We start from the raw sequence: 25,772 nt of genomic DNA on the forward strand, positions 1-25,772 counted from the left end.
CTGACCGGAGCCATGATCAGACCGGCCGGGTCGCTGCAGACCAGATCCAGGGCTCGCCGCACCACCCCGGGCTGGTACGCCGTGGCGTGGAACGTGGCGTTCAGGTGCAGCACCCCGTCCAGCTCGCCGGCGCTCAGCACGATGTCCTCGGGCTCGCAGTACGCCGGGACGCTCAGGTTGATCCGGCCGACCGGTTCGACACCCCACGGCAGACCGGCCAGCGGGTCGTGCCACCCCGGATCGGCCAGGACGATCCGGGGGCGCGGCTGCGCCGCGATCTCCTCCGGGTACGGTTCCGGCCGCCGGGGCAGCACCCGTCCGGCGGCCGGCTCGGGCGCCGGACCGGGCGCGAGGCCCAGCTCGGACAGCGCGGCGGTGAACGCCGCGAGCATGATCGCCGGGGTGGAGATGCCTGGAGAATACGCATCCCGCCAGGGCCGCATCTCGCCGAGCACCCGGCTGGAGCGCGCCGAGCAGAGGGTCAGCGCGGGTCGCCACGGCCGGACCGGCTCGGGCGCGCGCCGCGGCGGCCGGGTGAAGCCCAGCTCCTCCCGCCACCGGCCCGGGTGGGTGCCCAGCCGGGTCCACCACGAGGCGGGCTCGAAGCGCGCCGGCCGTGCCGCCCGGCCCTCGCCCGCGGCCCGGACCAGCTCGCGGATCAGCGCGTTCGCCGAGGTGGCGTCGCCATAGGCCTGGGAGACCCGGACCGCGACGTAGCCGCCGCCGGCCAGGACCCGCATCGGGAAGTCGCCGTGCGGCTCGTCCTGCAGCCGCCGGGTCGTCGCCTCGAAGTCCACCAGGTCCGGGCCGAGGTCGGTGACCAAGCCGGCCGCGTGCCTGGCGAAGCCGGCCGCGTCCAGCTGCCACCACCGGGCGCCCGCCCGGTCCAGCCGGGCGACCGCGCGGTGCGCCGGGTCGGCCCGGTGCAGGCCGGTCAGCGCGGACCGTAGGCGCTCGGCGGTCACCCCGGTCAGCGGACCGACAGTGCGGACGTACTCCAGCGGCAGCCCCGCGCGCTCACGCGGGGTCAGCCTGGTGGCGGACATGACGCGCACCCCCAAAAGTCGACGCGCTCGGGAACGTGGTCACTCGCCGTGTGCACCGGGAGGAGCGAAGTTGACGAGCCGGAACAGCCGTCCGGAGTGGAAACGGCGACCATCGGCTGATCCATCGGCCGATGGTGAGCGTATACCCGCCGTGGATGACCCTTTGGGGAACTTTACGTGAGAAAGTTTGTGACCTTCGTCGCGGTCATCGAGCGTGGTCAGAGCCAGCCGGTGCGCTTGAGCCGCCAGTAGAGCCCGCCACCGATCACGATCATCGCGCCGACCGCGCCGGAGAAGCCGTACGGCGAGTTCAGCCCCGGGATCACCGCGAAGTTCATCCCGTACACGCCGGCGATCACGGTCGGCACCGCCGCGATCGCGGCCCACGCGGCGATCTTGCGCATGTCGTCGTTCTGATCGATCGAGATCTGCGCCAGCCGGGCCTGCAGGATCGAGTTGAGCAGGTCGTCGAAACCGGCCACCCGGTCCACCGCCCGGCTCAGCCGCCCGCGCACGTCCACCAGATAGGGCCGCAGCACGGCCGGCGGCAGCTGCGAGTCGAGCAACCGGGAGAGCGGCTCGGCCAGCGGCAGCACCGCCCGCTTGAACTCCACCATCTCCCGTTTGAGCTGGTAGATGTGGGCGATTTCGGTGTTCCGGACGGCGGCGAAGGACTCCTCCTCCAGCCGCTCCAGGTCGCGCTCCACGTGACCGGCCACGTCCAGGTAGTTGTCGACCAGGCGGCTGCCCACCGCGTAGGCCACCGCCCACGGCCCGTGCCGCAGCACCTCCGGCCGTTCCTCCAGCTCCTGGCGCACCTGCCGGAGCGGTCCGACCGGGCCGTGCCGCACCGTGATGGCGAACCACGGGCCGATCAGCACGGTGATGTCGCCGGTCTCGACCACCTCGGAGGTGTCGGTGAGCCGGTCGTGCTCGACGTAGCGCGCGGTCCGCAGCACCAGCCGGGTCACCTCGCCCACGGTCTCCACGCCGGGCCGGTGGCCCCCGCCGGCGGCCTGCTCGGCGACCAGGTCGTGCAGGCCGAAGACCTCGGCGACATCGGCCATCGTGGGCCGGTCCGGCTCGTACAGGCCGAGCCAGACGAACGCGTTGCGGCGGCGCCGGGCGAGCCGGGCGGCCTCCTGGTACGGCAGCTGGCGCGGCCGCCCCGGCTCCACGCGCCGGGCGCCGCTCGCGTAGACCGCGCAGTCGATCACCGCGTCCGGGTTGCCGCGGCGCGGCGCCGGGGCCGTCTCCAGAGGACGCATCAGTCCGGCCAGGAACTGCCGGAACGTCCTGGGCCGCCGGCGCAGGCGGAGGCGTTCCGGGGGCTCCCGGTGCCAGCCGGGTGCGGCGTAGCCGTCGAAGCCGGGTGACTCGAACTCGCTGTCGTCGCGCCGCCGGCGCCTTACCCGCCCGAGCATGGGCTGCCCGCCACCTTCCTGACTCCGCGTCTCGGGTGAAGAAGGTAGTGGGCTCGTGCCTCGATCCGAGCGCCGGATCGCCCGGCGCCGGCTCACGGTCCGGCGGCGCAGTCACCGGTCCGCTGGCACGCCGTCGTCGTCACCCGTCGGTCGCGACAACGACGGCTCGTCGGGCCGGCGCCTCCGCCGCGGAGGCGCTTTGCGGTCAGCTCCTGGCCGCAAAGGATGTCACCCTGGGGGCCATGGCGAACACGAGTGCCCGGATGCTGCGGCTGCTGTCGCTGCTGCAGACCCATCGCTACTGGCCCGGCGCCGAACTGGCCGGCCGCCTCGAGGTCAGCCCGCGGACGCTGCGCCGGGACGTGGACCGCCTGCGCGAGCTGGGCTATCCGGTGGACGCCAGCCGGGGCGTGGCCGGCGGCTACCAGCTGCAGGCCGGCGCCGCGGTGCCGCCGCTGCTGCTCGACGACGAGGAGGCGGTGGCCATCGCGATCGGGCTGCGCACCGCCGCGGCCGGCGCGGTCGCCGGTTTCGAGGAGACCTCGGTACGCGCGCTGGCCAAGGTGATCCAGCTGCTCCCGCCGCGGCTGCGTCGCCGGATCGACGCGCTGCAGGCGGTGACCACCCCGGGCGTCCCCGGTGGCGGGCCGGTGCTGGACGCCGCGGTACTCACCACGATCGCACTGGCCACCCGGGCCGAGGAACGGTTGCGCTTCGACTACACCCCGCGCGAGGGCGCGACGCTGGGCCGGCACGTGGAGCCGCATCGGCTGGTCCCGCTCGGCCGCCGGTGGTATCTGCTGGCCTGGGACCTGGACCGGGCCGACTGGCGGAACTTCCGGGTGGACCGGATCGCCGGCCCGGCGCTGACCGGGGCGCGGTTCCGGCCGCGGGAGATCCCCGGCGGCGATCCGGTGGCCTGGATCCGGTCGCGGATCCGGGCCATACCCAACCGCTACGACGTCTCCGTGCTGATCGAGAGCGACCCGGCGACCATCCGCGCGGCGGTCGGTCAGTGGGGGAGCGTGGAACCGGTCGGCGAGGGCGTCTGCCGGCTCCGGATGAACGTCGACGATCTCGGCTGGCCGGTGATGGTGCTCGGGGTGCTGGCCGCGCCGTTCACCATCGAGGCGCCGGCTGAGCTGCATGAACGCGTGCTGGCGGCGGGCCGGGCGCTGCTGCGCGGCTGGACTGTCTGACCTGGACGGCGCCGGACTCCCCACGTCGATCGGTCCGCGCCGGTGGCGGCGGCCCCCGCCAGGGCGTGCGAAGGTTGCTCGTCGCCATGCGTGGCGTGACGCACAGTGATCGCCGTAGCGAAACAGTTTAGAGTGTTCAGAGTGCGCCCTCAGACGAAGCGGCTCGGTGATGTGATCCCGGCGCCGGCCCTGGTAGTTCCGGAACCGGCCGTGACCTTCACGATCTCCCCGGAGACGGCGGTGAGCGCGCCTCCGGCCGCCGCCGCGGTGGCCGCCGGGCTGGGATCCCTGGCGGACGACGGACCGGTCCGTCTGCAATTGACGGATACGGACGGTCTCGGCCCGGAGGGCTATCGGCTGGAGATCACCGCGAGCGGGGTGAGCCTGCGCGCCGCCGAGCCGGCCGGGCTGTTCTGGGGTGTGCAGACGCTGCGCCAGCTGGCCGCGGGCGACGGGGTGCTGCCCGGCGGCGTGATCGAGGACCGGCCCCGGTTCGCGTACCGCGGGGCGATGCTCGACCTGGCCCGGCACTTCTTCACCCCGGCCGAGATCAAGGCCCACGTCGACCTGCTGGTCCAGTTCAAGATCAATCACCTGCACCTGCATCTCACCGACGACCAGGGCTGGCGGCTGGAGATCCCCGGCTGGCCCCGGCTCACCGAGACCGGCGGCGGCCCGGGCACCGGCTGCGACGGGGCGGGGCCGGGCTTCCTGACCCTCGCCGAGTACTCCGACGTGGTCGCCTACGCGGCGCAGCGGTTCGTCACAGTGGTTCCGGAGATCGACATGCCGGGGCACGTGAACGCGGCGCTGGTGGCGTACCCGGAGCTGACCGCGGACGGGCAGCCGGTGCCTCCGCGCACCGACGCCGAGGTCGGGTACAGCTCGCTGGTGGCCGGCAAGGAGGAGACGTACGCGTTCGTGGAGGCCGTGCTGAAGACGGTCGCGGACGCGACGCCCGGGCCGTACCTGCACATCGGCGGCGACGAGTGCCTCAGCACCTCGGCCGAGGACTACCGGACGTTCCTGGCCCGGGTGCTGCCGCTGCCCGGCAAGTACGGCAAGCGGGCCGTCGGCTGGCACGAGATCGCCGCGGCCGACCTGCCGGAGGGCACGGTCGTGCAGTACTGGCGCCCGGAGGAGCAGAACCCGGCCGTGGACGCGGCGGCCGCCGCCGGGCGTGAGGTGATCATGTCACCGGCCGACCGGGTCTATCTGGACATGAAGTACGACGCGAGCACGCCGATCGGGCTGGACTGGGCCGGTTTGGTGCCGGTCGAGCGGGCGTACGACTGGGATCCGGCCCGGCGCCTGCCCGGCGTGCCGGAGGAGTCGGTGCTCGGCGTGGCCGCCCCGCTCTGGTCGGAGACCCTGCGCGGCCCCGCGGACGTGCAGTTCCTGACGTTCCCCCGGCTGCCGGCGGTGGCCGAGGTGGGGTGGAGCCCGCAGGAGCGGCGGTCCTGGGCGTCGTTCCGGGAGCGGGTGGCCGCGTTCGGGCCGCGCTGGGAGGCGGCCGGGGTGGCGTACTTCCGCTCGCCGGAGATCGACTGGCCGGCTTCCTGATCGACTCGGGCGTCGCACCCGTACTCCTGGCCGGATGAGTCGGGAACCCTAAGCTGGGGCCGATCCGGGTGGGAGGAGAGCGGCTTGAGCAACGACGCGCGAGCGGCGGCGAGGTCGGCCGCCGCCCTGGCCGGCTTCCTGGTCGTGGCCGGGCTGCAGTTGACAGTGGTGCTCGGTGCGCTGTGGACCGTGCTGAAACTGCTGCCCGCCGACTTCGCGCTGCGTGCCGGGGTGCCGTTGAGCCTGGCCACGTTCGGCGCGCTGGGGTACGCGACCTGGCGCGCCCTGCACAGCCGGCGCCGGGCGCCGGCCGGGGTCGCGATCACCAGGGCCGACGCGCCGCGGCTGTGGGCGCTGGTCGACGGGGCCGCGTCCGCCGCCGGGGTGGCCCCGCCGGAGGGGTTGACAGTGGTCACCGACGCGACAGTGGCACTGGGCGAGCGGACCCGGGCGCTGGGGCTGCTCGGCGGCCGCCGTGACCTCTACCTGGGCCTGCCGCTGCTGCAGGCCTGGGACGCCGCCCGGCTGCGGGCGGTGGTGGCGCACGAGCTCGCGCACGGGTCGGCGGGGCTGGGGCGGTGGGCGCCGGTGGCGTACCGGGGACGGGTGGCCGTCGGCCGGCTGGCGCCGCGCTGGGGCCGGGGCCGCAATCCGGCCGGGGCGGTCTTCCGGGCGTACGCCCGGGTCTATCGCCGGTGGGACGAACCCTTCAGCCGCGCGCAGGAGCTGGCGGCGGACCGGATCGCGGCGTCGCACGCCGGACTGCCGGCGGCCGCCGCGGCGTTGCGGGATCTGCCGGTCCTGGCCGGGATGCAGCGGTTGTTCCACGCGGAGTACGTGGGGCCCGGCTGGCAGGCCGGGCATGTTCCGGACGACGTGTTCGGCGGGTTCCTGCGGGTGCTGGCCGCCCGTGCGGAGGACGTGGCGATCCTTCGGGCGCGGGGGCCGGAGCCGGCCGGGGCGTGGGACACCCATCCGCCGCTGGCACAGCGGCTGGCCGCGCTGCAGCCGGCCGCACCGGCGGAGCCGGCGTCGTCCGGTGAGGCGGAGGCTGGTCCGTCCGGCGAGGCGGAAACCGATTCGTCCGGCGAGGTGGGGGCCGAGGAGGCCGCCGGCGAGCTGGTTCCGGACCTGCCGGGGCTCGGGCGGGCGTTGCAGGCGGTGGCGTTCCCGGCGCGGGGGCGTACCGAGGTGGGCTGGGACGACTTCCTCAGCGTCGCCCGCACGGCCGAGATGGAACGGGAGGCGGAGGCCGCGCTGGCCACCGTGTCGCGGGCGGTGGGCACGGCGGTGCCGGACGCGCGTCACGTCCTGGAACTGGCCGCCGACGGGCGTCTACGGACCGCGGCCGCGACGATCTTCCCCGGGCTCTCCCCGGAGGAGACCGCGGACCGCATCGTGGACCTGCTGTCCCTGATGCTGGCACTGGCGGCGCTGCGCAGCGGGGTGGCCCGCTGGCGGCACAGCTGGACCGGCACCGCCGAGCTGGTGGCCCGGGACGGCAATCATCTGAACCTGACAGACGTGGCCGCGGCCGCTGCCGATCCGGAGCAGGCCGAGGCCGTACGGGCGTATCTCGATCGGATCGGGGTGGACCTCGCCGCGCCGGGCGGTGCGCGGGCGGCCGCCCGCGCGCAGGCGCTCGGTGGGCTGATCAACCTGTCGGCGGACGGGGAGCGGACCGACCTGCTGGTCACCGATCTCGGATTCCTGCTGGTGCCGGGCCTGTCGCGGGGCAGGGGACCGGAGGCCAGGCGCCGGCTCAACGAGATCGCCGCCGGCGGTGTCCCGGTCGGCCCGGCCCCGGAGGACGCCGTCCCGGGCAGCGCCGGGCCGGAGAGCGCCGTGGGGGAGAAGTCCGCGGTGGCCACGATGGAGGCGCCGGCCGACGGCCGCAGGTTCGTGCCGTTCGCGGACGTCGCGGGGGTGACCGCGATGCCGGGCCGGCGCCGGGGCTGGGTGATCGACCTGCGCGACGGCGGCCGGCTCACCCTGCGGCCGTCCCTGGACACCGACGAGCTGCCGGGCGGGTGGTCCGCCTGGGAGGACGCGGTCGCCTTCCTCGCCGGGACCCGCTGACCCCGGTGGCCGGCGGCGAGAGTCACGTCCGCGACGAATCGGCCACTCCCGCGTCATCTCCGGTCACCATGAACTCAGCGGTCGTTGGCTTCGCGTACGCCCTAATTGGGTAGCACAGGGCCGAAGAGAAGCGGGACCATCGCGGGGGAACCGTGTGGGGAGGCGCTGATGGAGCGGGGCCCGATGGCTCTGTTCGGAGCCGTGGTCGCGGTCGGGCTGGGCCCGGCCCTGTGGCTCGGCGTGCAGTTGGGCGCGGTCGACGCGCCGGTGCGCAAGCCGTCCACCACCGTTCGCCAGCAGCAGCTGCCGGCGGCCGAGACCGATCAGGGTGGTTACGGCGCCGGCGAGGAGTCGGAGACGACCGGCCCCGCCGTCGGCTGGACGCTGCCGCCGTCGACCCGGCCCACGACCCGCCCGGCCGCGCCGGTCGCGCCGGTCGCCACGTCGGTCCCGGTCACGCCGTCCGTGCCGGCGAGCGTGAGCGCGAGCCCGTCGGCCACGTCGGCCACGCCGCCGGCCGAGTCGACCACCAGCCCGGAGCCGCCCGAGGCCGAGGAGCCGCCGCCGGTGGTGGAGGAGTCGTCCAGCGCGCCGGAGCCGCCCACCGGTGAGGAGACCTCCGCCGCGCCGGTGGCCGAGGAGTCGTCGACAACGGACGCGTAGGACCGGGAAAACGCCGAAGAGGGAGCCGACCGGCTCCCTCTTCCTGGTGCTCCAGGCCGATTGTTCTGGGTACGGCCGTGGCTCAGAGCCCGAGCAGCCGGTCCAGGATGTCCCGGTACGCCCGCAGCTCCATCCGCAGCGCCTCGGTGTCGTCGCCACCGCCGGCCAGCGAGGCCCGGTGCTGCCGCAGCGAGCTGGTCAGCTTCTCGATCGTCTCGTCGACCAGCGCGGCGGCCTCGGCGGTGGTCGCCCTCGGATCGTCGACGAAGCGCAGCTGGATGTCGCGCCACCGGTCGCGCAGCGGCTGCGTCTCCGACTCCGGGAAGAACGCCGCCGGGCCGGCCACGGCGGCCGGGGCCACCGCCACCACGGGCTCCGGCTCCGGCTCGGGCTCGGCTGCCTCGGCCCGGGACGTCCCGTCGGCGGAGACGACCCGCGGGTCGTCGAGGGTACCGCGGTCCTCGTCGGCGTCGTCGGCCGCGGAACCGGTGGCGGAGGGCTCGGGGGCGGGGTCCGGGGAGGGTCCGGTCGCCCGCGGGTCGTCGAACGTCCCGCGGTCCTCGATCAGCTCGTCCACCTGGGCGTCCCGGTCGTGGTCGTCGAGCGGCACGTCCACGTCCGGATCCCGGTCCGCCGGCGCCTCACCGGCCGGCCAGGCGACCGTGTCGTCGTGCGCCCGCGACCGGTCGTCGGCCGTCACGTCGCCGAGCGCCACGGTGCGGTCGCCGGCCGCCCGGTCGTCGACCACGCCGTCGCCGGGCGCCACGGTGCGGTCGTCGGCCACCCCGGAGGCGGCGTCGGTGCTGCGGTGCGTGTCCCCGTCCACGTCGTCGTAGGGTCCGGCCATCGCCGACGCGGCGACCGCGCCGCCGGGTGTGGCCGCGCCGAACGCGGTCGGCTGGGGCGCCGGGTCGTGCCCGGTGTCCGTGTTCTGACCGGGCCGGTCGTCCCACGGCGAGCCGGGCCGCTGCTGCGGCAGGGCCTCCGTCCGGGCCTCCTGGTCGTCGACGTTGTCCTTGGCCTCGTTGGAGAAGAAACGCATCGTGGGTGCTCCTCAGTGGCTGGTCGGGTCGGTGGTGGGGCGCTCGGTCCCGGAGCGGTCGGCGGTGGTCGTGGCGGCGGTGTCCCCGGTGGCCGGGCGCGGTGCGGGTGCGGTGCTGCCGGCGCCGGCCACCGGGTCCTCGCCGAGCAGGTCGGCGAAGAGAGCCCGGTAGTGGACCAGCGCCTGGCGCAGATCCTCGGTGCCCGCCTCGCCATTCTTACTGCGGGCGCTGATGTCGTGGGCGGATCGGTAGTGCTCCAGCGTGGCGGCGTGTTCGACGGAGAGGTTGGCGAGCCGCTCGTCGTAGTCGCCGGTCGGGTAGCCGCGCTCGGCGATCAGGTGGGTGACCAGCTCGTCGGCTGTGGTCACCGCCTCCTCCGGACTGTCCACGAAACGGATCTGGACCTCTTCCCAGGCGGCCGCGTACTTGGCGCGGGACTCCGCGGAGAGCGCCCTGAGCTCGAGCTGGGCGTGCCGTCTGGTGCGCTCCAGCAGCTCGCGCTCCGCCTCGGTGCGGCTGCCGGAGTCGGCGACCACCCGGTCGTACTCGGGGCCGAAGGTCTGCTGCAGCCGGCGGCGCCGCACGGCCCGGACCCCGAGCGCGATCGCGGCCAGCACGAGCAGGATGACGATGATCAGAACGATGGTGGCGGTGGCGGACATACCGGTTCCTCCTTCTTCGCCGGAGGTATTCCCACTCGGGCGCGTCCGTCAATCGCGTTCGGCGGAACCGGTGGCGATCGGTTCGACACCCTCCGTTGTCGCCCGGTCATCACGTGTTCGCGCCGGTCGGTGATCCGGATCGGACTGGCGGAATCCGGACTGTCGTAACTCCGACGGTCCGGAAAGGGAGATCAACACCTTTCTCCGGTGGACAAACGGAATGGAAGGTAAGTTTTCGATGGGCCGAGACCTAGCTGTGACGGACGTCTTTACGTATTCTTCCCAGGCGCATCCAGCCCGGGCGCCGCCGTCCACTTCTGATCGGCCGGCGCCCGGGCCGGTGGTGTGCCGCCGTTTCCTGCCGGACCCTTCGGGCGGAGCTTGATGAGAAGCCGCAACTGGTCGATCAGATCGAAGATCATCGCGATGGTCGCGGTGCCGCTCGCCGCGCTCCTCGCGCTCTGGGTCTTCGCGACCGCGGCCACCGCCGGCCCCGCGATGGATCTGCTGAACGCGCGGGACGCGGTGCACCGCCTGGGCGATCCCGGTCTGCAGCTGATCGCGCAACTGCAGCGCGAGCGCCACTTCTCCGCCGTCTTCCTCTCCGCCCGCAGGAGCCCGCTCACCGACCTGCGCACCCAGCGTGCCGCCACCGACCAGGCGATCGACGGGTTCCGCGCGGCCGTGCGGGGGCTGAAGATGAGCGACGACCTGACCGTCCGGGCCGACGCGCTGCTCGCCGACCTCGATTCGATCCGGACCACGCGGAGCCGGGTGGACGCCCGGGACATCGACGTGCTCAACATGATGACCGCGTACGACGACGCGGTGGACGCCGGTTTCGACGTCTTCGGCGCCGCGGCGGTCTTCTTCCACGAGAAGGTCGACCGCGAGGTCCGCGGCCTGATCACCGGATACCGCGGTCAGGAGTACCTGAGCCGGGTCGACGCGCTGCTGGCCGCGGCGAACGCGGCGGGCCGGATCGACCAGAAGAGCCGGGGCCGCCTGATCGAGAACGTCGCCACCTCGCGGTACCTGCTCTCCTCGGGTGTGCGCGACATGCCGCAGCAGGCGCAGGGCGACTACGCCCGGCTGATCACCGGCTCGTCCTTCATCCAGCTGGACATCATGCAGAACCACCTGATCGACCAGAGCTACACCGGTGGCGCGCCGCCGGTCTCCGGGACCGAGTGGCAGGCGACCTACGACCAGGTCTCCGCGGATCTGCGGGCGTTCGAGCTGCGAGCGGTCGACGAGGTCGCCTCGGACGCGACGCCGCTGGCCGTCAACGTGTTCCTCTGGCTGGGACTGTCCGCGCTGGTCGGCCTGGTCGCGTTCGTACTGGCGATCTGGGTCTCGGTGAAGATCGGCCGGTCGATGGTGGGCCGCCTGATCAAACTGCGCCGCGAGGCCCTGGAGATGGCAGCCGAGCGGCTGCCCACGGTGGTCCGCCGGCTGCAGCGCGGCGAGGCGGTCGACGTGGACGCCGAGACGCCCCCGCTGGAGTACGGCCAGGACGAGATCGGCACCCTCGGCCACGCCTTCAACGAGGTGCAGCGCACCGCCGTGCGGTCCGCCGTCGACGAGGCGAACGTCCGGCGCGGCATCAACGAGGTGTTCCTCAACATCGCCCGGCGCAGCCAGACGCTGCTGCACCGGCAGCTCTCGCTGCTGGACAAGATGGAGCGCCGGGAGACCGGGCCGCAGGAGCTGGAGGATCTCTACCGGGTCGACCATCTCGCCACCCGGATGCGGCGCCACGCCGAGGACCTGGTCATCCTGGCCGGCGCGGCGCCCGGCCGGGGCTGGCGCAACCCGGTCCCGGTGATCGACGTGATCCGGGGCGCGATCAGTGAGGTGGAGGACTACAAGCGGGTCGACATCCGCACGGTGGCCTCCGCCGCGCTGCTCGGCCGCTCCGTGGGTGACGTCATCCACCTGCTCGCCGAGCTGATCGAGAACGCCGCCTCGTTCTCCCCGCCGCACACCCGGGTGCAGGTCTCCGGCCAGGGCCTGCCGAACGGCTACGTGATCGAGGTGGAGGACCGCGGCCTGGGCATGACCGCGGAGGGCGTCGAGGTCGCGAACCGGCGGCTGGCCGAGCCGCCGGAGTTCGACCCGGCGGACAGCGCCCGGCTCGGCCTGTTCGTGGTGGCCCAGCTGGCCCACCGGCACGGCATCCGGGTGTCGCTGTCGGCCTCGCCGTACGGCGGCATCACCGCGATCGTGACGATCCCCGGCGACCTGGTCACCGAGGCGCCCGGCCGGGCCGTGCCGGCCGGGTCGAAGGCCCGGGGCGAGGCCACCGGCGGCTTCGCCCTCCCGGCGGCCGGCTCGGCCGACCCGGCCCGCAACCCGCTGGCCGCCCCGCAGTGGCCCGGCAGCAGCGCCGGCGAGCCGCAGCAGATTCCGGCGGCGCCGGCCCGGCGGGCCAACGGGGGCACCGCTCCGGCGATCGCCGGCGAGCACCTGAACGGCCGGCACCGGACGGCGCCGGACGCGAGCGGTCCGGCGCCCAGCTCGGTCGCCGCCGGGCTCAGCCCGGACGGTCTGGTCCAGCGCAAGCGCGTGCGCCGCACCCTGGAGAAGCCGGCCGGGCTGCCCCCGGAGGCCACCCCGGGCCGCCTGGACGACGTGGCCGGGGCCCTCGGCGCCGCGCGGGCGGTGCCACGCAATTCCACGCCGGTGGGGCCGGTCCCGCCGGTGTCGCCTTCGGAGGGTCCGGACGGTACGGAGGACGAGATCACCGCACAGTTCGGCCCGGACGGCCTGCCCAAGCGGGTCCGGCAGGCCAGCCTCGCGCCGCAGCTGCGCAACCCGGTGGTGGAGCCGGAACCGTCCACCGCGCCGGGACGCACACCCGAACAGGTCCGTACCCTGATGAGCGCGCTGCAGCTCGGCACGACCCGGGGCCGGTTCCAGGCCTCGAAGGTCGGGGCGCAGGAGAACGGCCAGCAGGACGGCGGTGCCGCGGAGGCGAACGGCGCCGGGCTCGCGGAAGCGGCTACCGTCAGGTTTCCGGCCCTCGTGGATCTCGCGAGCGCCGGTGAGAAGGCATCAACCGGGGGCGGTGATGCGGGCGGCGACCGCGCCGACGTTCCCGGCGGTAATGGAGCGAACAGGCCGGAGAAGGACGCATAGTGGCACAGACGACGAAGCAGAGCGCGAACCTCACCTGGCTCCTCGACGACCTCGTCGAGCGGGTGCCGACCGCACAGCAGGCCGTGGTGCTTTCCGCGGACGGCCTGATGCTGGGCGCCTCGGCCGCCATGAGCCGGGAGGACGCCGAGCATCTCTCGGCGATGGCCGCCGGATTCCAGAGCCTGGCCAAGGGCGCGAGCCGGCACTTCCGGGCCGGCGCGGTGCGGCAGACGGTGGTGGAGATGGAGGAGGCGTTCCTCTTCGTCACCGCCGCGGGGCAGGGCGCCTGCCTGGCCGTGCTCGCGTCCGCCGACGCCGACCTCGGCCTGATCGCGTACGAGATGGCGATGCTGGTCACCCGGGTCGGTCAGACGATGAGTGCCCCGGAGCGCGACATCCTGGCGCCCGAGACCCTGCGATGAGCCACGCGTGAACCACGACTGGATGGATCAGGACGCGGGTCCGGTGGTCCGGCCGTACGCGATGACCCAGGGCCGTGTCGCTCCGTCCGGCGGCGACTTCGACCTGGTCGCGTTCGTGGTCGCGACCGTGCCGGACCTGGCGCCCGGCGTCCAGTTGCAACCCGAGCACCACGCCATCGTGGCGGCCGCCTGGGAGCCGATCTCCGTGGTGGAGCTGGCGTCCCAGCTGGACCTGTCGATCGGCGTGGTCCGGGTTCTGCTCGGTGATCTACGCTCGGCGGGTCTCATCTCGCTGTACGAACCTCCCGCGGCCACCCAGCCGCACGACGTCGACGTACTCAAGGCGGTTGTCAATGGACTCCGTGCGCTCTGACCGCAACGGCGGCTCGCGCATCCCCGTCGCCCTGAAGATCCTTATCGCGGGCGGCTTCGGCGTGGGCAAGACCACCATGGTCGGATCGGTGAGCGAGATCCGTCCGCTGCAGACCGAGGAGATCCTCACCGGGGCCGAGGGCGCCGACGACGTGTCCGGTGTGGAGGGTAAGACCACCACCACGGTGACCATGGACTTCGGCCGGATCACCATCACCGAGGACCTCCAGCTGTACCTGTTCGGCACGCCGGGGCAGGACCGCTTCTGGTTCCTCTGGGACGAGCTGTCGCAGGGCGCGCTCGGCGCGGTGGTGTTGGCCGACACCCGTCGGCTGGCCGACTGCTTCCCGTCGATCGACTATTTCGAGCAGCGGGGCACGCCGTTCGTGGTCGCGGTGAACTGCTTCGACGCCGAGCCGCGCTTCGGGCCGGACGCGGTGGCCCGGGCGCTCGATCTGGACCCGGGCGTCCCGGTCGTCCTCTTCGATGCCCGGGACCAGGTAGCCGCCCGGAATGTCCTGATCGAGCTGGTGGAATACGTCGCCCGCCGTCAGTACGCGGGCGCCTCGGCTTGACCGTCTGAGTAGTCTTTCTGCCCGTGCTGGGTGGACGTGTTGACAAGCGGTTGTGGGGTGCGGCGGGAGCCGGCCGGGGTGCGCGGCGACGGCTCCCGGGCCGGCCGTCGTGGTGGCTGGGCGGCGGCGCCGCGGTACTGGCGCTGGCCGGGCTGACGACGTGGCTGGTGTGGCCGGAGCACGAGCGGCCGGATCCGCGTGCCCGGGTCTACACCGAGGCCTCCGCGTGCCTGCTGACCCCGGCCCGGGGCACCGCCGACGCGAGCGCGGCCCCGGTCTGGGCCGGTATGCAGCAGGCCTCCACCGAGTCGCGCGGCAAGGTGAGCTTTCTGGAGGTGGACGGGCCACAAACGGCTCAGAACGCCTCCTCCTTCCTGGCCACCCTGGTCAGCGGCGGGTGTGATGTTGTTCTCGCCGCCGGCCCGGCGCCGTCCGCCGCGGTGCTCCAGCAGGCCGGCCGGTTCCCGGGCGCCAAGTTCATCGCTGTGACCACAGTCGATGACGGAAAGTCGCTGGCCAACGTGGTCCGGGTGACCGAAACGGCGCCGGCCGACGTGACCTCGCGGGTGCATGCCCTGGTGGCCGGCGCGCTGTCCGGGACCGGCGACTGAGACCCCGCCGTACCGAGATCTCGATGTTGAAGTTGTCGGATCGGCCGTGCACACTCTCCCAGCATTTTGACAGCTTCGGGGGAAGGGCGGCCGATGCGCCGTGGATTTGGCCGGATCGCGATACTTTGCGCGGTCCTACTGGGATTGACGGTCGCCGCACCGGTCGGCGCCGTCAAGGATCCCGATCTGCCGGTGTCCTGGTTGTGGTCGTGGTGGTCGCAGCGTCCCGCGTGGGCGCTGCCGACGCCCGCGGCGCCCAGGCAGGGACACGGCGACGGCGGCCCTCGGGACGCGTCGTACGCCGACACGAAGGCGCACGGCGGAGCCGGGCGGCCGGTCAAGCAGGCCGCGGGGACGCTCGACGCGTACCGTCCGTACGACCCGGCCACCCCGGTCGGTGACACCGGCCCGGCGGAGAAGGGTTTCGACCCGAAGACCAGCGTCCGGGACCAGAACCGGTCCACCCGGCTGTCCGACGTGTTCACCAACGCCGACGGCACGGTGACCACGAAGACGTACCCGCGCCCGGTCAACTTCCGCGACAAGTCCGGCGACTGGCAGCGGATCGACGTCAACCTGACCCGTCAGGCGGACGGCCGGCTGCACGCGGCCGCCAACGCGATGGACACCTCGGTGGCGGCGTCGGCGGGCGCGGCGCCCCCGCTCGCCCGCTCGGCCACGACCGCGCCGGCCCCCACGATCGCGAACCTGAAGCTGCCGACCGGCGAGAGCGTCGGCTACTCGCTGCTCGGGGCCAACCCGGTGACCGCGACCGTGGCCGGCAACCTGGCCACCTACCCGGGCATCCTGCCGGAGACCGACCTCGAGCTGGAGACGTTCGACGCCGGCATCAAGGAGACGATGGTCCTGCGCTCGCCGCGGGCGGCCAACGTCTGGACGTACCCGCTGACCCTCAACGGCCTGACCCCGCGGGTCGACGCCACCGGCGGGATCGAACTGCTGGACAAGCAGGGCAAGGCGGTGGCCTGGCTGCCCAAGGGTTCGATGCAGGACTCGAAGGTCGACCCGCGCTCCGGGGCCGCGGCCGAGTCCACCAAGGTCACCTTCTCGCTGGTCCAGCAGGGCGGCGGGATCGCGCTGCGGGTCGAGGCCGACCGCGCGTGGCTGAACGACCCGGCGCGCGTCTACCCGGTCCGGGTCGACCCGACCGCGACCACCGGCACCACCGGTGACGTGATGGTCGACAACGACTCGGGCACCAACAACAACGGTGACAACCTGCCGGTCGGCACCTACAACGGCGGTACTACCAAAGCCCGCTCGTTCATCCACCTGGACGACTTCGACACCGACATCAAGGGCAAGCACGTCACGGCGGCGACCCTCAAGCTGTACCTGACCTGGACCTACAGCTGTGACACCGACCGGATCTTCTACGTGCGCAAGGCGACCTCGAAGTGGACCGTCGCCGACCTGACCGCGTCCACCTCGATCGCCGACTCGCCCACGTACTCCGCGGCGATCGGCTCGCTGACCGTCACCGACCCGGGCGCGGCCTGCACCAACACCGGTGGCGACCGGAGCAAGGGCAAGTGGGTCTCGGTGCCGCTGGACGCGGCCGCGATCGACGCCTGGTCCAAGGGCGACACGAACTACGGGCTGGCGCTGACCGCGTCGGAGACCGACAGCGCCGCGTGGAAGCGGTTCACCGCGGCGAACTACTCCTCGGGCGCGTACAAGCCCGAGCTCTCGGTGACCTACAGCAACAACGTGCTGCCGCAGGTCGACGTCCGCTATCCGGCCAACAACTCGGTGAGCTCCACGCTGACCCCGGAGTTGCTGGTCAAGGGCCACGACTCGGACAACTGGCCGGGCAAGGGCCTGACCTACGTCTTCACGGTGCTCAGCGCCGACGGCAAGACCACCATCGCCACGTCGCCGGCGGTCGCCTCGTCCTGGATGGTGCCGGCCGGCAAGCTCGCCTGGAACACCACGTATCTGTACACGGTGCGGCCCTACGACCAGTCCGCCTACGGCGCCACCTCGCCCGCGTACGCGTTCACCACGAACGTCGCGCAGCCGGTGGTGACCAGCAATCTGGCGCAGAACGGCGGCAAGGGCTTCGACTCGAGCATCGGTAACTACACGACCTCGGCGACCGACGCGAACATCAGCACGGTCGGCCCGTCGCTGGCGATCAACCGCAGCTACAACAGCCTGGACACCCGGACCGACACGGCGTTCGGCACCGGCTGGTCGAGCATCCTCGACGCCAAGGCGACGCAGACGCTGGACGTGGCGAACACGCTGCAGTCGGTGCGGGTCACCTACCCGACCGGTGAGGAGGTGGCCTTCGGGCGCACCTCGACCGGCGCGTTCATCCCGCCGTCCGGCCGCTTCTCGACGTTCGAGGAGGTCAAGTCCGGCACCACGCTGACCGGTTACAAGCTGACCGACAAGGACGCGACCGCGTACGTCTTCGGCCGCGACACCGGTGTGACCGGGGCCAAGGTCTTCCGGCTGACCTCGGTGACCGACGCCAACGGGCGCGCGCTGACCATCGGGTACGGCACGGACGGCAACCCGTCGACGGTGACCAGCGCGTCGGGCCGCAAGCTGACGGTCGGCTGGACCAAGCCGACGGACGCCACCGCCTACCACGTGGCGACGGTGGCCACCGACCGCGTCGACGCGAACGACGCGAACAGCGTCAACACCTGGCGGTACGGCTACACCGGCGACCGCCTGGCCCAGGTCTGCCAGCCCAACGACTACCAGCACTGCTGGGCGTACGGCTACGACCAGACCGCCCAGCACGGCACCACGGTGCTCAACCTGGACCCGGAGGCGTACTGGCCGTTCAACGAGCCGGCCGGGGCGACCGTGGCGAAGAGCCGTGTCCTGTCCAACGCCGGCATCGACGCCGCCCGGTACGTCAACGTGAACCTGGGCCAGGCCGGCCCGCTCGCCGCGTCCGGCCCGACCACCGCCGGATTCAACGGCACCAGCTCGTACGCGCAGCTGCCGGCGAACCTCATCGCCGAGGGCCAGTACCAGTCGGTCAGCATGTGGTTCAACACCTCCACCCCCGGTGGCGTGCTGTTCAGCTACAACTTCGACCCGATCGGCAAGGGCAGCACGACGGGCAACTACACGCCGGCGCTGTACATCGACAAGAACGGCTTCCTGCGCGGCGAGCTCTGGATGGGCAGCGCCGAGAAGACGATGAAGTCGGGCAGCACCGTCACCGACGCCAAGTGGCACCACGTGGTGCTGGCCGGCGCGGGCAATTCGCAGACGATGTACCTGGACGGGGTCGCCCAGGGGACGCCGCTGTCGGGCACGATCTACCCGATCGCGAACGGCGCCGCCAACATCAACGTCGGCGCGGGCTACGTCGGCGGCGGCTGGCCGGACCACGCGAACACCGGCGTCTCCCCGGCGAAGCCGGCCTTCTTCTCCGGCTCGATCGCGGACGTGGCGTTCTACAACCAGACGTTGACCGCTGCCACGGTGGCCACCTTGAACAAGTCCGGCCGGACCACCCAGCCGGTGCTGTCCACGGTCACCCGGCCCAGCGGCGGCGTCACCGCCAAGGTCTCCTACGACAAGAACAGCGGCCGGGTCGCCTCGGTCGTCGACGAGAACGGCGGCACCTGGTCGCTGGCCGAGCCCACGGTGGCCGGTAGCAGCCTGGTCTACGCCGGCGCGGTGCTGGGCGCCAAGCCCAAGGACTACTGGCGGCTCGGCGACGACCAGAACGCCACCGACCCGCTCAACGAGGTCGCCGGTGGTACCGCGATCTACAACGGCGTGACGGTGGGCCAGGAGGGCCCGTTCACCGACGCCACCAGCACCGCGTTCGACGGCGCCACCTCGTACCTCGAACTGCCGGCCGACGACATCCCGACCACCGGCCCGAACAGCGTCGAGATGTGGTTCAAGATGCCGAAGGGCAGCACCAAGGGCGGTGTGCTGTTCGGTTACCAGACCGACGCCATCGGCACCGCGGCCACCAGCGGCTGGACCCCGGCGCTCTACGTCGGCACGGACGGCAAGCTCCGCGGCGGTCTGTGGTCCGGCGCGGTCGCGAACCAGATCACCACGAAGGGCACGGTCAACGACGGCAACTGGCACCACGTCGCGCTGACCGCCTCGACCACCACCCAGACGCTCTACCTGGACGGCCTGCAGGTGGACGGGCCGCTGGCCAAGGGCCCGGTGGCGACCACCGCGCTGCACGCGTACGTCGGCGCCGGCCGCTGGTCGGGAAGCTGGCCCGCGCACGGCACCGCCGACTTCGGCTGGTGGCCGGGCTCGATCGCCGAGGTCGCGTACTACGACAGCACGCTCAGCGCCGTCCAGGTCGCCGACCACGTGGTCAAGGCGACGCAGACCGCGCCGGTCTCGATGACCATGGTGGCCGGGACCAAGACGCCGATCGCGATGCCGGTCTCGCAGGTCACGGTGACCACGCCGGCCGACGTGGACGGCAAGCGGGCCACCCAGGTCTCCTACTTCGACCTGGTCAACGGCAACCGGATCGTGGCGCAGACCGACGAGCGCGGCAAGACGACGCAGTACGGGTACGACGTCGGCGGTTACTCCAGCATGGTCTGGGACCCCAACGGCGTGCTGACCCAGACGTTCCAGGACGCGCGGGGCAACACCAAGCAGTCGGTGACGTGTCAGGACCAGTCGGCGAAGAGGTGCTCGTCGGTCTACTACACGTACTACCCGGACGTGACGACCACCACGCTGACCCCGAACCCGAAGAACGACCTGCTGCTCACGGTTCGCGGGGCGGGTTCGACCGGCGAGTCGGACAACCGTTACCTCACCACCAACGAGTACGACGCCAAGGGCAACCTGATCACGGTCACCGAGCCGGAGGGGCGGGTCACCAGGACCGCGTTCACGGACGCGACCACGGTCGCCGCGGACGGGGGGACGCCGCCGGCGGGCCTGCCGACGAAGGTGACGATGCCGGGCGGCGGGTTCCAGACCGTCACGTACTTCAAATCGGGTGATGTGGCGCAGGTGACCGAGCCGGCCGGCAAGATCACCAAGTTCACCTACGACGCACTCGGCCGGGTCCTCACCGAGACCGAGATCTCCAGCATCAACCCGGACGGCGTGACCACCACGCACAGTTACGACCGGCTGGACCGGGAGGTGTCGGAGAAGGCTCCGGCGGTCACCAACCGGGTCACCGGCGCCGTGCACACCGAGGTCACCACGACCGTCTACGACCTCGACAGCAACATCACCGAGGTACGCCTGGAGGACGCGACCGGCGGGGACGCGGCGCGCGTCGAGAAGCACGGTTACAACCAGTACGGCCAGGAGATCAGCTCGACCTCGCCGGGCGGGGCGACCACCACGTTCACGTTCGACAGCCTGGGCCGGGTGATCAACCAGACCAGCCCGGACGGCACGGTCACCAAGAGCGTGTACGACGAGGCCGGCAACCTGATCGAGACCTGGTTGCTCGGCTGGACCGGCGACCCGAACAAGCCGCAGGCCGCGGCCGATCTCCGGGTGGCCCGCAACGTCTACGACGCCGCCGGTCGCCTGGTGGCCGAGGTGGACGCGCAGGACTGGACGACCAAGCACGAGTACACGGACAACGGTCTCGAGGCCAAGGTCGTCCGCACCGACGGGACGAAGTCGTTCGTCGTCGAGCAGAACGAGTACGACGACGCCGGCAATCTGCTCACCGAGTACACCAACAACCTCACGACCAAGACCACGCACGCGTACGACTACGCCGGTCGTGAGACGTCGTCGACCGCCGACCCGGACGGGCTCAAGCGGACCACCAGCGTCGTCTACGACAAGGACGACAACGCGCTGACCACGACGCAGAGTGACGCGTCCGGCTCGGTGCTGAGCAAGATCGAGGCGCTGTACGACAAGGCCGGTCGCGCGGTGGCGCAGACCCAGTACGTCTCCGGCTCGGTCAGCCCGGTCGCCCGGTGGAAGCTCAACGACGGCACCGGCACGCGTGCCGCCGACAGCGCCGGCAACAGCCCGGCCGACGTCACCTCGGGCGCCGTGGCGTGGAGCAGCGACGGCGGAGGGTCCGCTGTGCTCTCCGGCAACGGGTACCTGACCAGCAACAACGCGGTCGTCGACACGCGCCGGGCGTTCACCGTCTCGGCCTGGGTGAAGATCGCCGACAAGAACCAGCTCTACCGGGCGGTGTCCGGCGGTGGCGGCAAGCAGCAGTCCCCGTTCGACCTCGCCTACGACCAGGAGAGTGGCCGCTGGCGCTTCATCGTGGTCAGTGACGACGCCGCCGACACGAGCTCGGGCACCGAGGCGCTCTCCACCAGCACTCCGGCCGCGAACACGTGGACCCACCTGACCGGCGTCTACGACCCGGCCGACCAGTCGACCAAGCTCTACGTGGGCGGCACCCTGGAGAGCACCTCCACCGGTGCGATCTTCGGGACGACCGGTCCGGTCTACATCGGCACCGGCATGTGGAACAACGAGCTGGGCAACAACCTCAACGGCGGCATCCGCGACGTGCAGGTGTACCAGCAGGCGCTGTCCGCCACGGACGTCAAGGCGCTGGCCGGTGGCACCCTCGCGGCGACCAGCAGCAAGATCACGCGGACCAGCTACACGTACGACGAGGAGGACAACGTCACCTCGGTGACCGATCCGCGTGGCTACACCAGCTACACCTCGTACGACGAGGACGGCAACGCGGTGAAGTCCACCGCGCCGGCGGCCAAGGCCGAGTCGGTGGCGACCGGTGAGGTCACGGCGAACGCGGTCTCGTGGACCGGTTACAACACGTTCGGCGAGGTCACCGACTCCAAGGACGCGCTGGGCAACTGGTCGGTGACGTACTACGACGCCGACGGCAAGCCGACGCTGCAGCGCAGCCCGAGCTACACGCCGCCGGGCGAGACGACGCCGATCACGCCGGAGACGACCACGACCTACACCGAGTCCGGTGAGGTCAAGACGATCACCGACCCGTTCGGCAACGTCACCCGGTACGAGTACGACCAGTTCGACCGCATGTCGAAGATGATCACCGCCGACGGCGGGGAGACGACGTACACCTACGACAAGATCGGTGACCTGCTCACCTCGACCGACCCGACCGGGGCCGTCTCCGCGACGACCTGGGACTACCTGGGCCGGCAGGAGAACAGCACGCAGATCGTCCGGGCGCCGTCGGCGGCGTCGTACCAGACCAAGTTCGAGTACGACACCAACGGTCAGATCGCGAAGGTCACGTCACCGACCGGGGTCACCCGCAGCGTGAAGTACAACGCGCTGGGCGAGACCGTCGAGTCGTACGACGGAGCCAACAACAAGACCACCATGACGTACGACGGTCTGGGCCGCCCGACGAAGACGACCCTGGCCGACAACACCTACAGCACCACCACGTACGACATGGCCGGTCAGACGGTGTCGTCGAGCGAGTACAGCTCGACGGGCACGCTGCTGACCACCGAGTCCAGCCAGTACGACGCGGCCGGCAACCTGGTCGCGGCGGTCGACGCCCGTAAGCACACGACCACCTACGAGTACGACCCGACCGGCATGCTGATCAAGGAACGGCAGCCGATCAACGACTCGGACGCGATCGAGACCAGCTTCGGGTACGACCTGCAGGGCAACCGGACGCGGTTCACCGACGGACGTGGCAACGCGTTCTGGACCACGTACAACTCGTGGGGTCTGCCCGAGTCGCAGATCGAGCCGTCGACGGCGGCGCACCCGAACCTGGCCGACCGGACCTTCACGGTCGTCTACGACAAGGGTGGCCGGGTCGTCAAGCAGCAGCTCCCGGGCGGCGTCTCGGTCAGCAACAGCTACGACCTCATGGGTCAGCTGACCAAGCAGTCCGGTGCCGGTGCCGAGGCCACGACCGTCGACCGCACCTTCGGGTACGACAAGGACGGCCGGATCACCAAGTTCTCCGGAGTCGGCGGCGACAACGAGGTCACCTACGACGACCGCGGTCTGGCGACCTCCATCAACGGTCCGTCCGGCAACTCCTCGTTCACCTACAACGGTGACGGCGCGATGACCTCGCGGACCGACGCGGCGGGCACGACCAACTACGGGTACGACACCGCGGGCCGGCTGCAGAAGCTGACCAACAGTGGCAAGGGCGTCGACGCGACGTACAGCTATGACGTTCTGAACAGTGTCAAGAAGATCGCGTACGGGACCGGCAACAGCCGCAACTTCACCTACGACGACGCGCACCGGCTCAAGAACGACGACCTGAGGTCGTCGGCCGGCACGTCGATCGCCAAGGTCGAGTACGGCTGGAACGAGAACGACGACCTGACGTCGAAGAAGACCACCGGGTTCGGCGGTCAGACGATCAGCAACACCTACACGTACGACTACGCCGACCGGCTCACCTCGTGGAACAACGGGACGGCCACGACGGTGTACGCGTACGACAAGTCCGGCAACCGGGTGCAGAACGGCAGCAAGCTGTTCACCTACGACGCCCGTAACCGGCTGCTGACCGCGGACACGGTGAACTACAACTACACCGCCCGCGGCACGCTGAGCTACGCCGGCACGACGCTGACCAAGGCCGACGCGTTCGGTCAGGTCATTTCGCAGGGCGACCGCAACGGCGGGACGCAGACGTACCAGTACGACGGGCTGGGCCGGGCCGTCAAGGACGGCTTCTCCTACACCGGGTCGGACAACGACCTGGCCGCGGACAGCCAGGCGACCTACGTCCGCGGGGTCGGCAACGAGGTGATCGCCGAGACCGCGACCAGCGGCGGCGGCACCAAGCTGGCCTGGACCGACCTGCACGACGACGTGGTGGCCCAGTTCACCGCGACCGGCACCGCGCTGGACGGCTCGACGGTCTACGACCCGCTGGGCAAGGTCGTCGCCAACGCCGGGCAGATGGTCGGCAGCCTCGGCTACCAGTCGGAGTGGACCGACACCGCGACCAGTCGGGTCAACATGATGGCCCGCTGGTACAACACCGACACCGGACAGTTCGACACCCGTGACACGGTCTCGAACAGCCCGATCGGCGACTCGGTCAACGCCAACCGCTACCAGTACGGCGACGCGAACCCGCTCACGGTGACCGACCCGACCGGCCACTTCGGCTTCGGATCGATCTTCAAGAAGGCGACGAGCTTCGTCAGCAACACGGTCCGGTCGGTGTCGTCGTACGTCTCCTACTCGGTGTCGTCGGCATACTCGTACGCCTCGGCGACCTACCACCGCTCGGTGAGCGCCGTCAAGGCCACGTACCACCGCACCGTCAAGGCCGTGAAGAAGGCCGCCCACCGGGTGGTCAAGAAGGTCAAGCATTACGCGTCGAAGGCGAAGCGGTACGTCAAGAAGCAGGTCGCCAAGGTCAAGAAGAAGGTCAAGAAATTCGTGAAGGCGGCTGTCCACAAGGCAGCCAAGATCACGAAGGCCGTCGTCAAGAAGGCCAAGGCGGCGGGTAAGGCAGTCACCGCGGCCGCGAAACGGGTGGCCAAGAACCCGGTCGCGGCGATCAAGGACGCGGCCAAGGCCACCAAGAAGTTCGTCGTCGAACACAAGGACGCGATCATCGAGGTCGCGGCCATCGGCGCCGGAATCCTCGCCGGCATGGCCTGTACGGCGGCCACCGCGGGCGCCGGCGCGGTCGCCTGCATGGTCGGCGCGTCCGCCCTGGTCAACCTGGCCAAGGACGCCGCCCAGGGCAACATCCACTCGTTCGGTGACGCTCTCGGCTCGCTCGGCACCGGCGCCCTGACCGGCCTGATCGGCGGCGCCGGCGGCGCCATCGCCGGCAAGGTCGGCACCCTGGTCGCCGGCAAGGTCGGCACCGGCTTCGTCGGCCGCATGGCCACCGAGGCCGTCGAGAACGGCGTCGACGAGGTCTTCAACCAGGCGGTCACCACCGGCCGGTTCGACCCCCGCGCCGCGGCGATGAGCATGATCCCGGGTCTTGGCGCCTTCGCCGGCGGCAAGAAGAACAAGGGCGGCGGTTCCCCGCTCAGCAACGGCAGCCACGCCTCCTCGGGCGGCGGCGGTGGCGGTGGCCTGCCGATGGCCACCGGCCTGATCACCGGCATCTCCGGCGGGGCCAGGTGCCACAGCTTCGACCCCGACACCAAGGTCCTGATGGCTGACGGATCGGAACGCCCGATCCAGGACGTCAACGTCGGCGACACGGTCGTGGCGACCGACCCGGAGACGGGTAAGTCCTACGAGCAGCCGGTCACCCAGCTGCACCGCAACACCGACCACGAGTTCTCGGACGTCACGGTCAAGGATCAGGACGGCAAGTCCGCGACCTTGAACACGACCCAGAACCACCCGTTCTGGGACGAGACGACCAAGGCGTGGACCGAGGCGAAGGACCTCAAGCCGGGCGACCACCTGAAGGTGGCCGGCAAGGGCGACGTCGTCGTCACCGCGATCCACAACCACGACGGCTCGAAGGAGATGCGGGACCTCACGGTCGCCGGAGTCCATACGTACTACGCGGTGGTGGGCGAGTCGCCGGTCCTGGTGCACAACAACAACCCGACGCCCGGTGGGTGCGGTGTGACGTACGGCGCCTCCCGCGCGCCGACCACCCGCGGTGCGGCGGGGAAGGTGCCGCCCGTGGTGACGTCCCCGGCGGCTCCGCAGGGCAACTGGTCGTTGGACAGCCGACTGGACGACGCGCAGGACCTCCTCGACAAGCAGATGCGTGCGCAGCACCACCCGGAGCAGCCGATGCGCCGGGCGTGGTCGGGCGGAGTCAACACGCAGACCGGTGAAATAGCGGTGGGCTGTTCCGGCGGTGGTTTCTGCGCGGAGGGCAACGTGGTCAACGCGCTGGGCGGTGACTCCTCCAAGGTCGCTCTGCTCCATTCGCAGGAGATAACCTCGAAGAATCCTTTCGCGGCGCAGCCGAAGGTGGCGTGTTCCCGGTGCCAGCAGGACTATGTGCCGGAACAGTATCCGCGAGGTGGCTATAATTAGTCCTTCGGTTTTCCGTTCCGCATAA

General features: G+C 71.5%; 14 protein-coding genes. 10 read left to right on the forward strand and 4 right to left on the reverse strand.

Features of this window, described 5'->3' with window-relative positions; translation table 11 throughout:
- Both Asi03nite_RS33685 and Asi03nite_RS33690 read right to left on the reverse strand, forming a co-directional pair.
- A partial coding sequence (locus tag Asi03nite_RS33685; RefSeq protein WP_203684563.1) for a hypothetical protein occupies positions 1-1,046 on the reverse strand: 1,046 nt, incomplete at its 3' end.
- Between the two features lie 218 nt (positions 1,047-1,264).
- A complete protein-coding gene (locus tag Asi03nite_RS33690; protein WP_203684582.1) occupies positions 1,265-2,314 on the reverse strand; it encodes a magnesium and cobalt transport protein CorA in 1,050 nt (349 codons plus the stop codon).
- A 398-nt stretch (positions 2,315-2,712) separates the two neighbouring features.
- On the opposite strand from Asi03nite_RS33690, the gene Asi03nite_RS33695 reads away from it, so the two are divergent.
- From Asi03nite_RS33695 to Asi03nite_RS33710, 4 genes are all read left to right on the forward strand, one after another.
- On the forward strand, positions 2,713-3,669 hold the full coding sequence (locus Asi03nite_RS33695; RefSeq protein ID WP_239103112.1) for a helix-turn-helix transcriptional regulator: 957 nt from the start codon (positions 2,713-2,715) through the stop codon (positions 3,667-3,669).
- Positions 3,670-3,810: 141 nt separating this feature from the next.
- A complete protein-coding gene (locus Asi03nite_RS33700) occupies positions 3,811-5,232 on the forward strand; it encodes a beta-N-acetylhexosaminidase (protein ID WP_203684564.1) in 1,422 nt (473 codons plus the stop codon).
- Positions 5,233-5,316: 84 nt separating this feature from the next.
- Positions 5,317-7,311 carry a M48 family metallopeptidase gene (locus Asi03nite_RS38670; protein WP_203684565.1) on the forward strand — a complete coding sequence of 665 codons (1,995 nt, stop codon included), beginning with the start codon at positions 5,317-5,319 and terminating at the stop codon, positions 7,309-7,311.
- Between the two features lie 183 nt (positions 7,312-7,494).
- Positions 7,495-7,974, forward strand: coding sequence for a RodZ family helix-turn-helix domain-containing protein (locus Asi03nite_RS33710; protein ID WP_203684566.1), 480 nt, complete (start codon positions 7,495-7,497; stop codon positions 7,972-7,974).
- An 82-nt stretch (positions 7,975-8,056) separates the two neighbouring features.
- Here the strand turns inward: Asi03nite_RS33710 and Asi03nite_RS33715 are convergent, their stop codons facing one another.
- Both Asi03nite_RS33715 and Asi03nite_RS33720 read right to left on the reverse strand, forming a co-directional pair.
- On the reverse strand, positions 8,057-9,016 hold the full coding sequence (locus tag Asi03nite_RS33715) for a hypothetical protein (RefSeq protein WP_203684567.1): 960 nt from the start codon (positions 9,014-9,016) through the stop codon (positions 8,057-8,059).
- Positions 9,017-9,028: 12 nt separating this feature from the next.
- The gene (locus Asi03nite_RS33720) at positions 9,029-9,679 is read right to left on the reverse strand and encodes a hypothetical protein (protein WP_203684568.1); all 651 of its coding nucleotides are present in this window, start codon (positions 9,677-9,679) and stop codon (positions 9,029-9,031) included.
- A gap of 384 nt (positions 9,680-10,063) precedes the next feature.
- On the opposite strand from Asi03nite_RS33720, the gene Asi03nite_RS38675 reads away from it, so the two are divergent.
- The 6 genes from Asi03nite_RS38675 to Asi03nite_RS33750 all read left to right on the forward strand — a co-directional run bounded on the left by Asi03nite_RS38675 (position 10,064) and on the right by Asi03nite_RS33750 (position 25,747).
- Positions 10,064-12,820, forward strand: coding sequence for a sensor histidine kinase (locus Asi03nite_RS38675; RefSeq protein WP_203684569.1), 2,757 nt, complete (start codon positions 10,064-10,066; stop codon positions 12,818-12,820).
- Positions 12,820-13,242, forward strand: coding sequence for a roadblock/LC7 domain-containing protein (locus tag Asi03nite_RS33730; protein WP_203684570.1), 423 nt, complete (start codon positions 12,820-12,822; stop codon positions 13,240-13,242). Before Asi03nite_RS38675 ends, Asi03nite_RS33730 begins: the two co-directional genes overlap by 1 nt.
- Before the next feature lie 22 nt (positions 13,243-13,264).
- A complete protein-coding gene (locus Asi03nite_RS33735; protein ID WP_203684584.1) occupies positions 13,265-13,615 on the forward strand; it encodes a DUF742 domain-containing protein in 351 nt (116 codons plus the stop codon).
- Positions 13,596-14,189, forward strand: coding sequence for a GTP-binding protein (locus tag Asi03nite_RS33740; protein ID WP_203684571.1), 594 nt, complete (start codon positions 13,596-13,598; stop codon positions 14,187-14,189). The genes Asi03nite_RS33735 and Asi03nite_RS33740 overlap by 20 nt, the downstream gene beginning before the upstream one ends.
- Before the next feature lie 23 nt (positions 14,190-14,212).
- The gene (locus Asi03nite_RS33745; protein WP_203684572.1) at positions 14,213-14,800 is read left to right on the forward strand and encodes a type 1 periplasmic-binding domain-containing protein; all 588 of its coding nucleotides are present in this window, start codon (positions 14,213-14,215) and stop codon (positions 14,798-14,800) included.
- 144 nt (positions 14,801-14,944) lie between these two features.
- On the forward strand, positions 14,945-25,747 hold the full coding sequence (locus Asi03nite_RS33750; protein ID WP_203684573.1) for a LamG-like jellyroll fold domain-containing protein: 10,803 nt from the start codon (positions 14,945-14,947) through the stop codon (positions 25,745-25,747).
- Positions 25,748-25,772 lie beyond the last annotated feature (25 nt).

Source organism: Actinoplanes siamensis, assembly GCF_016862395.1.
In the GTDB taxonomy this organism is placed as follows: domain Bacteria; phylum Actinomycetota; class Actinomycetes; order Mycobacteriales; family Micromonosporaceae; genus Actinoplanes; species Actinoplanes siamensis.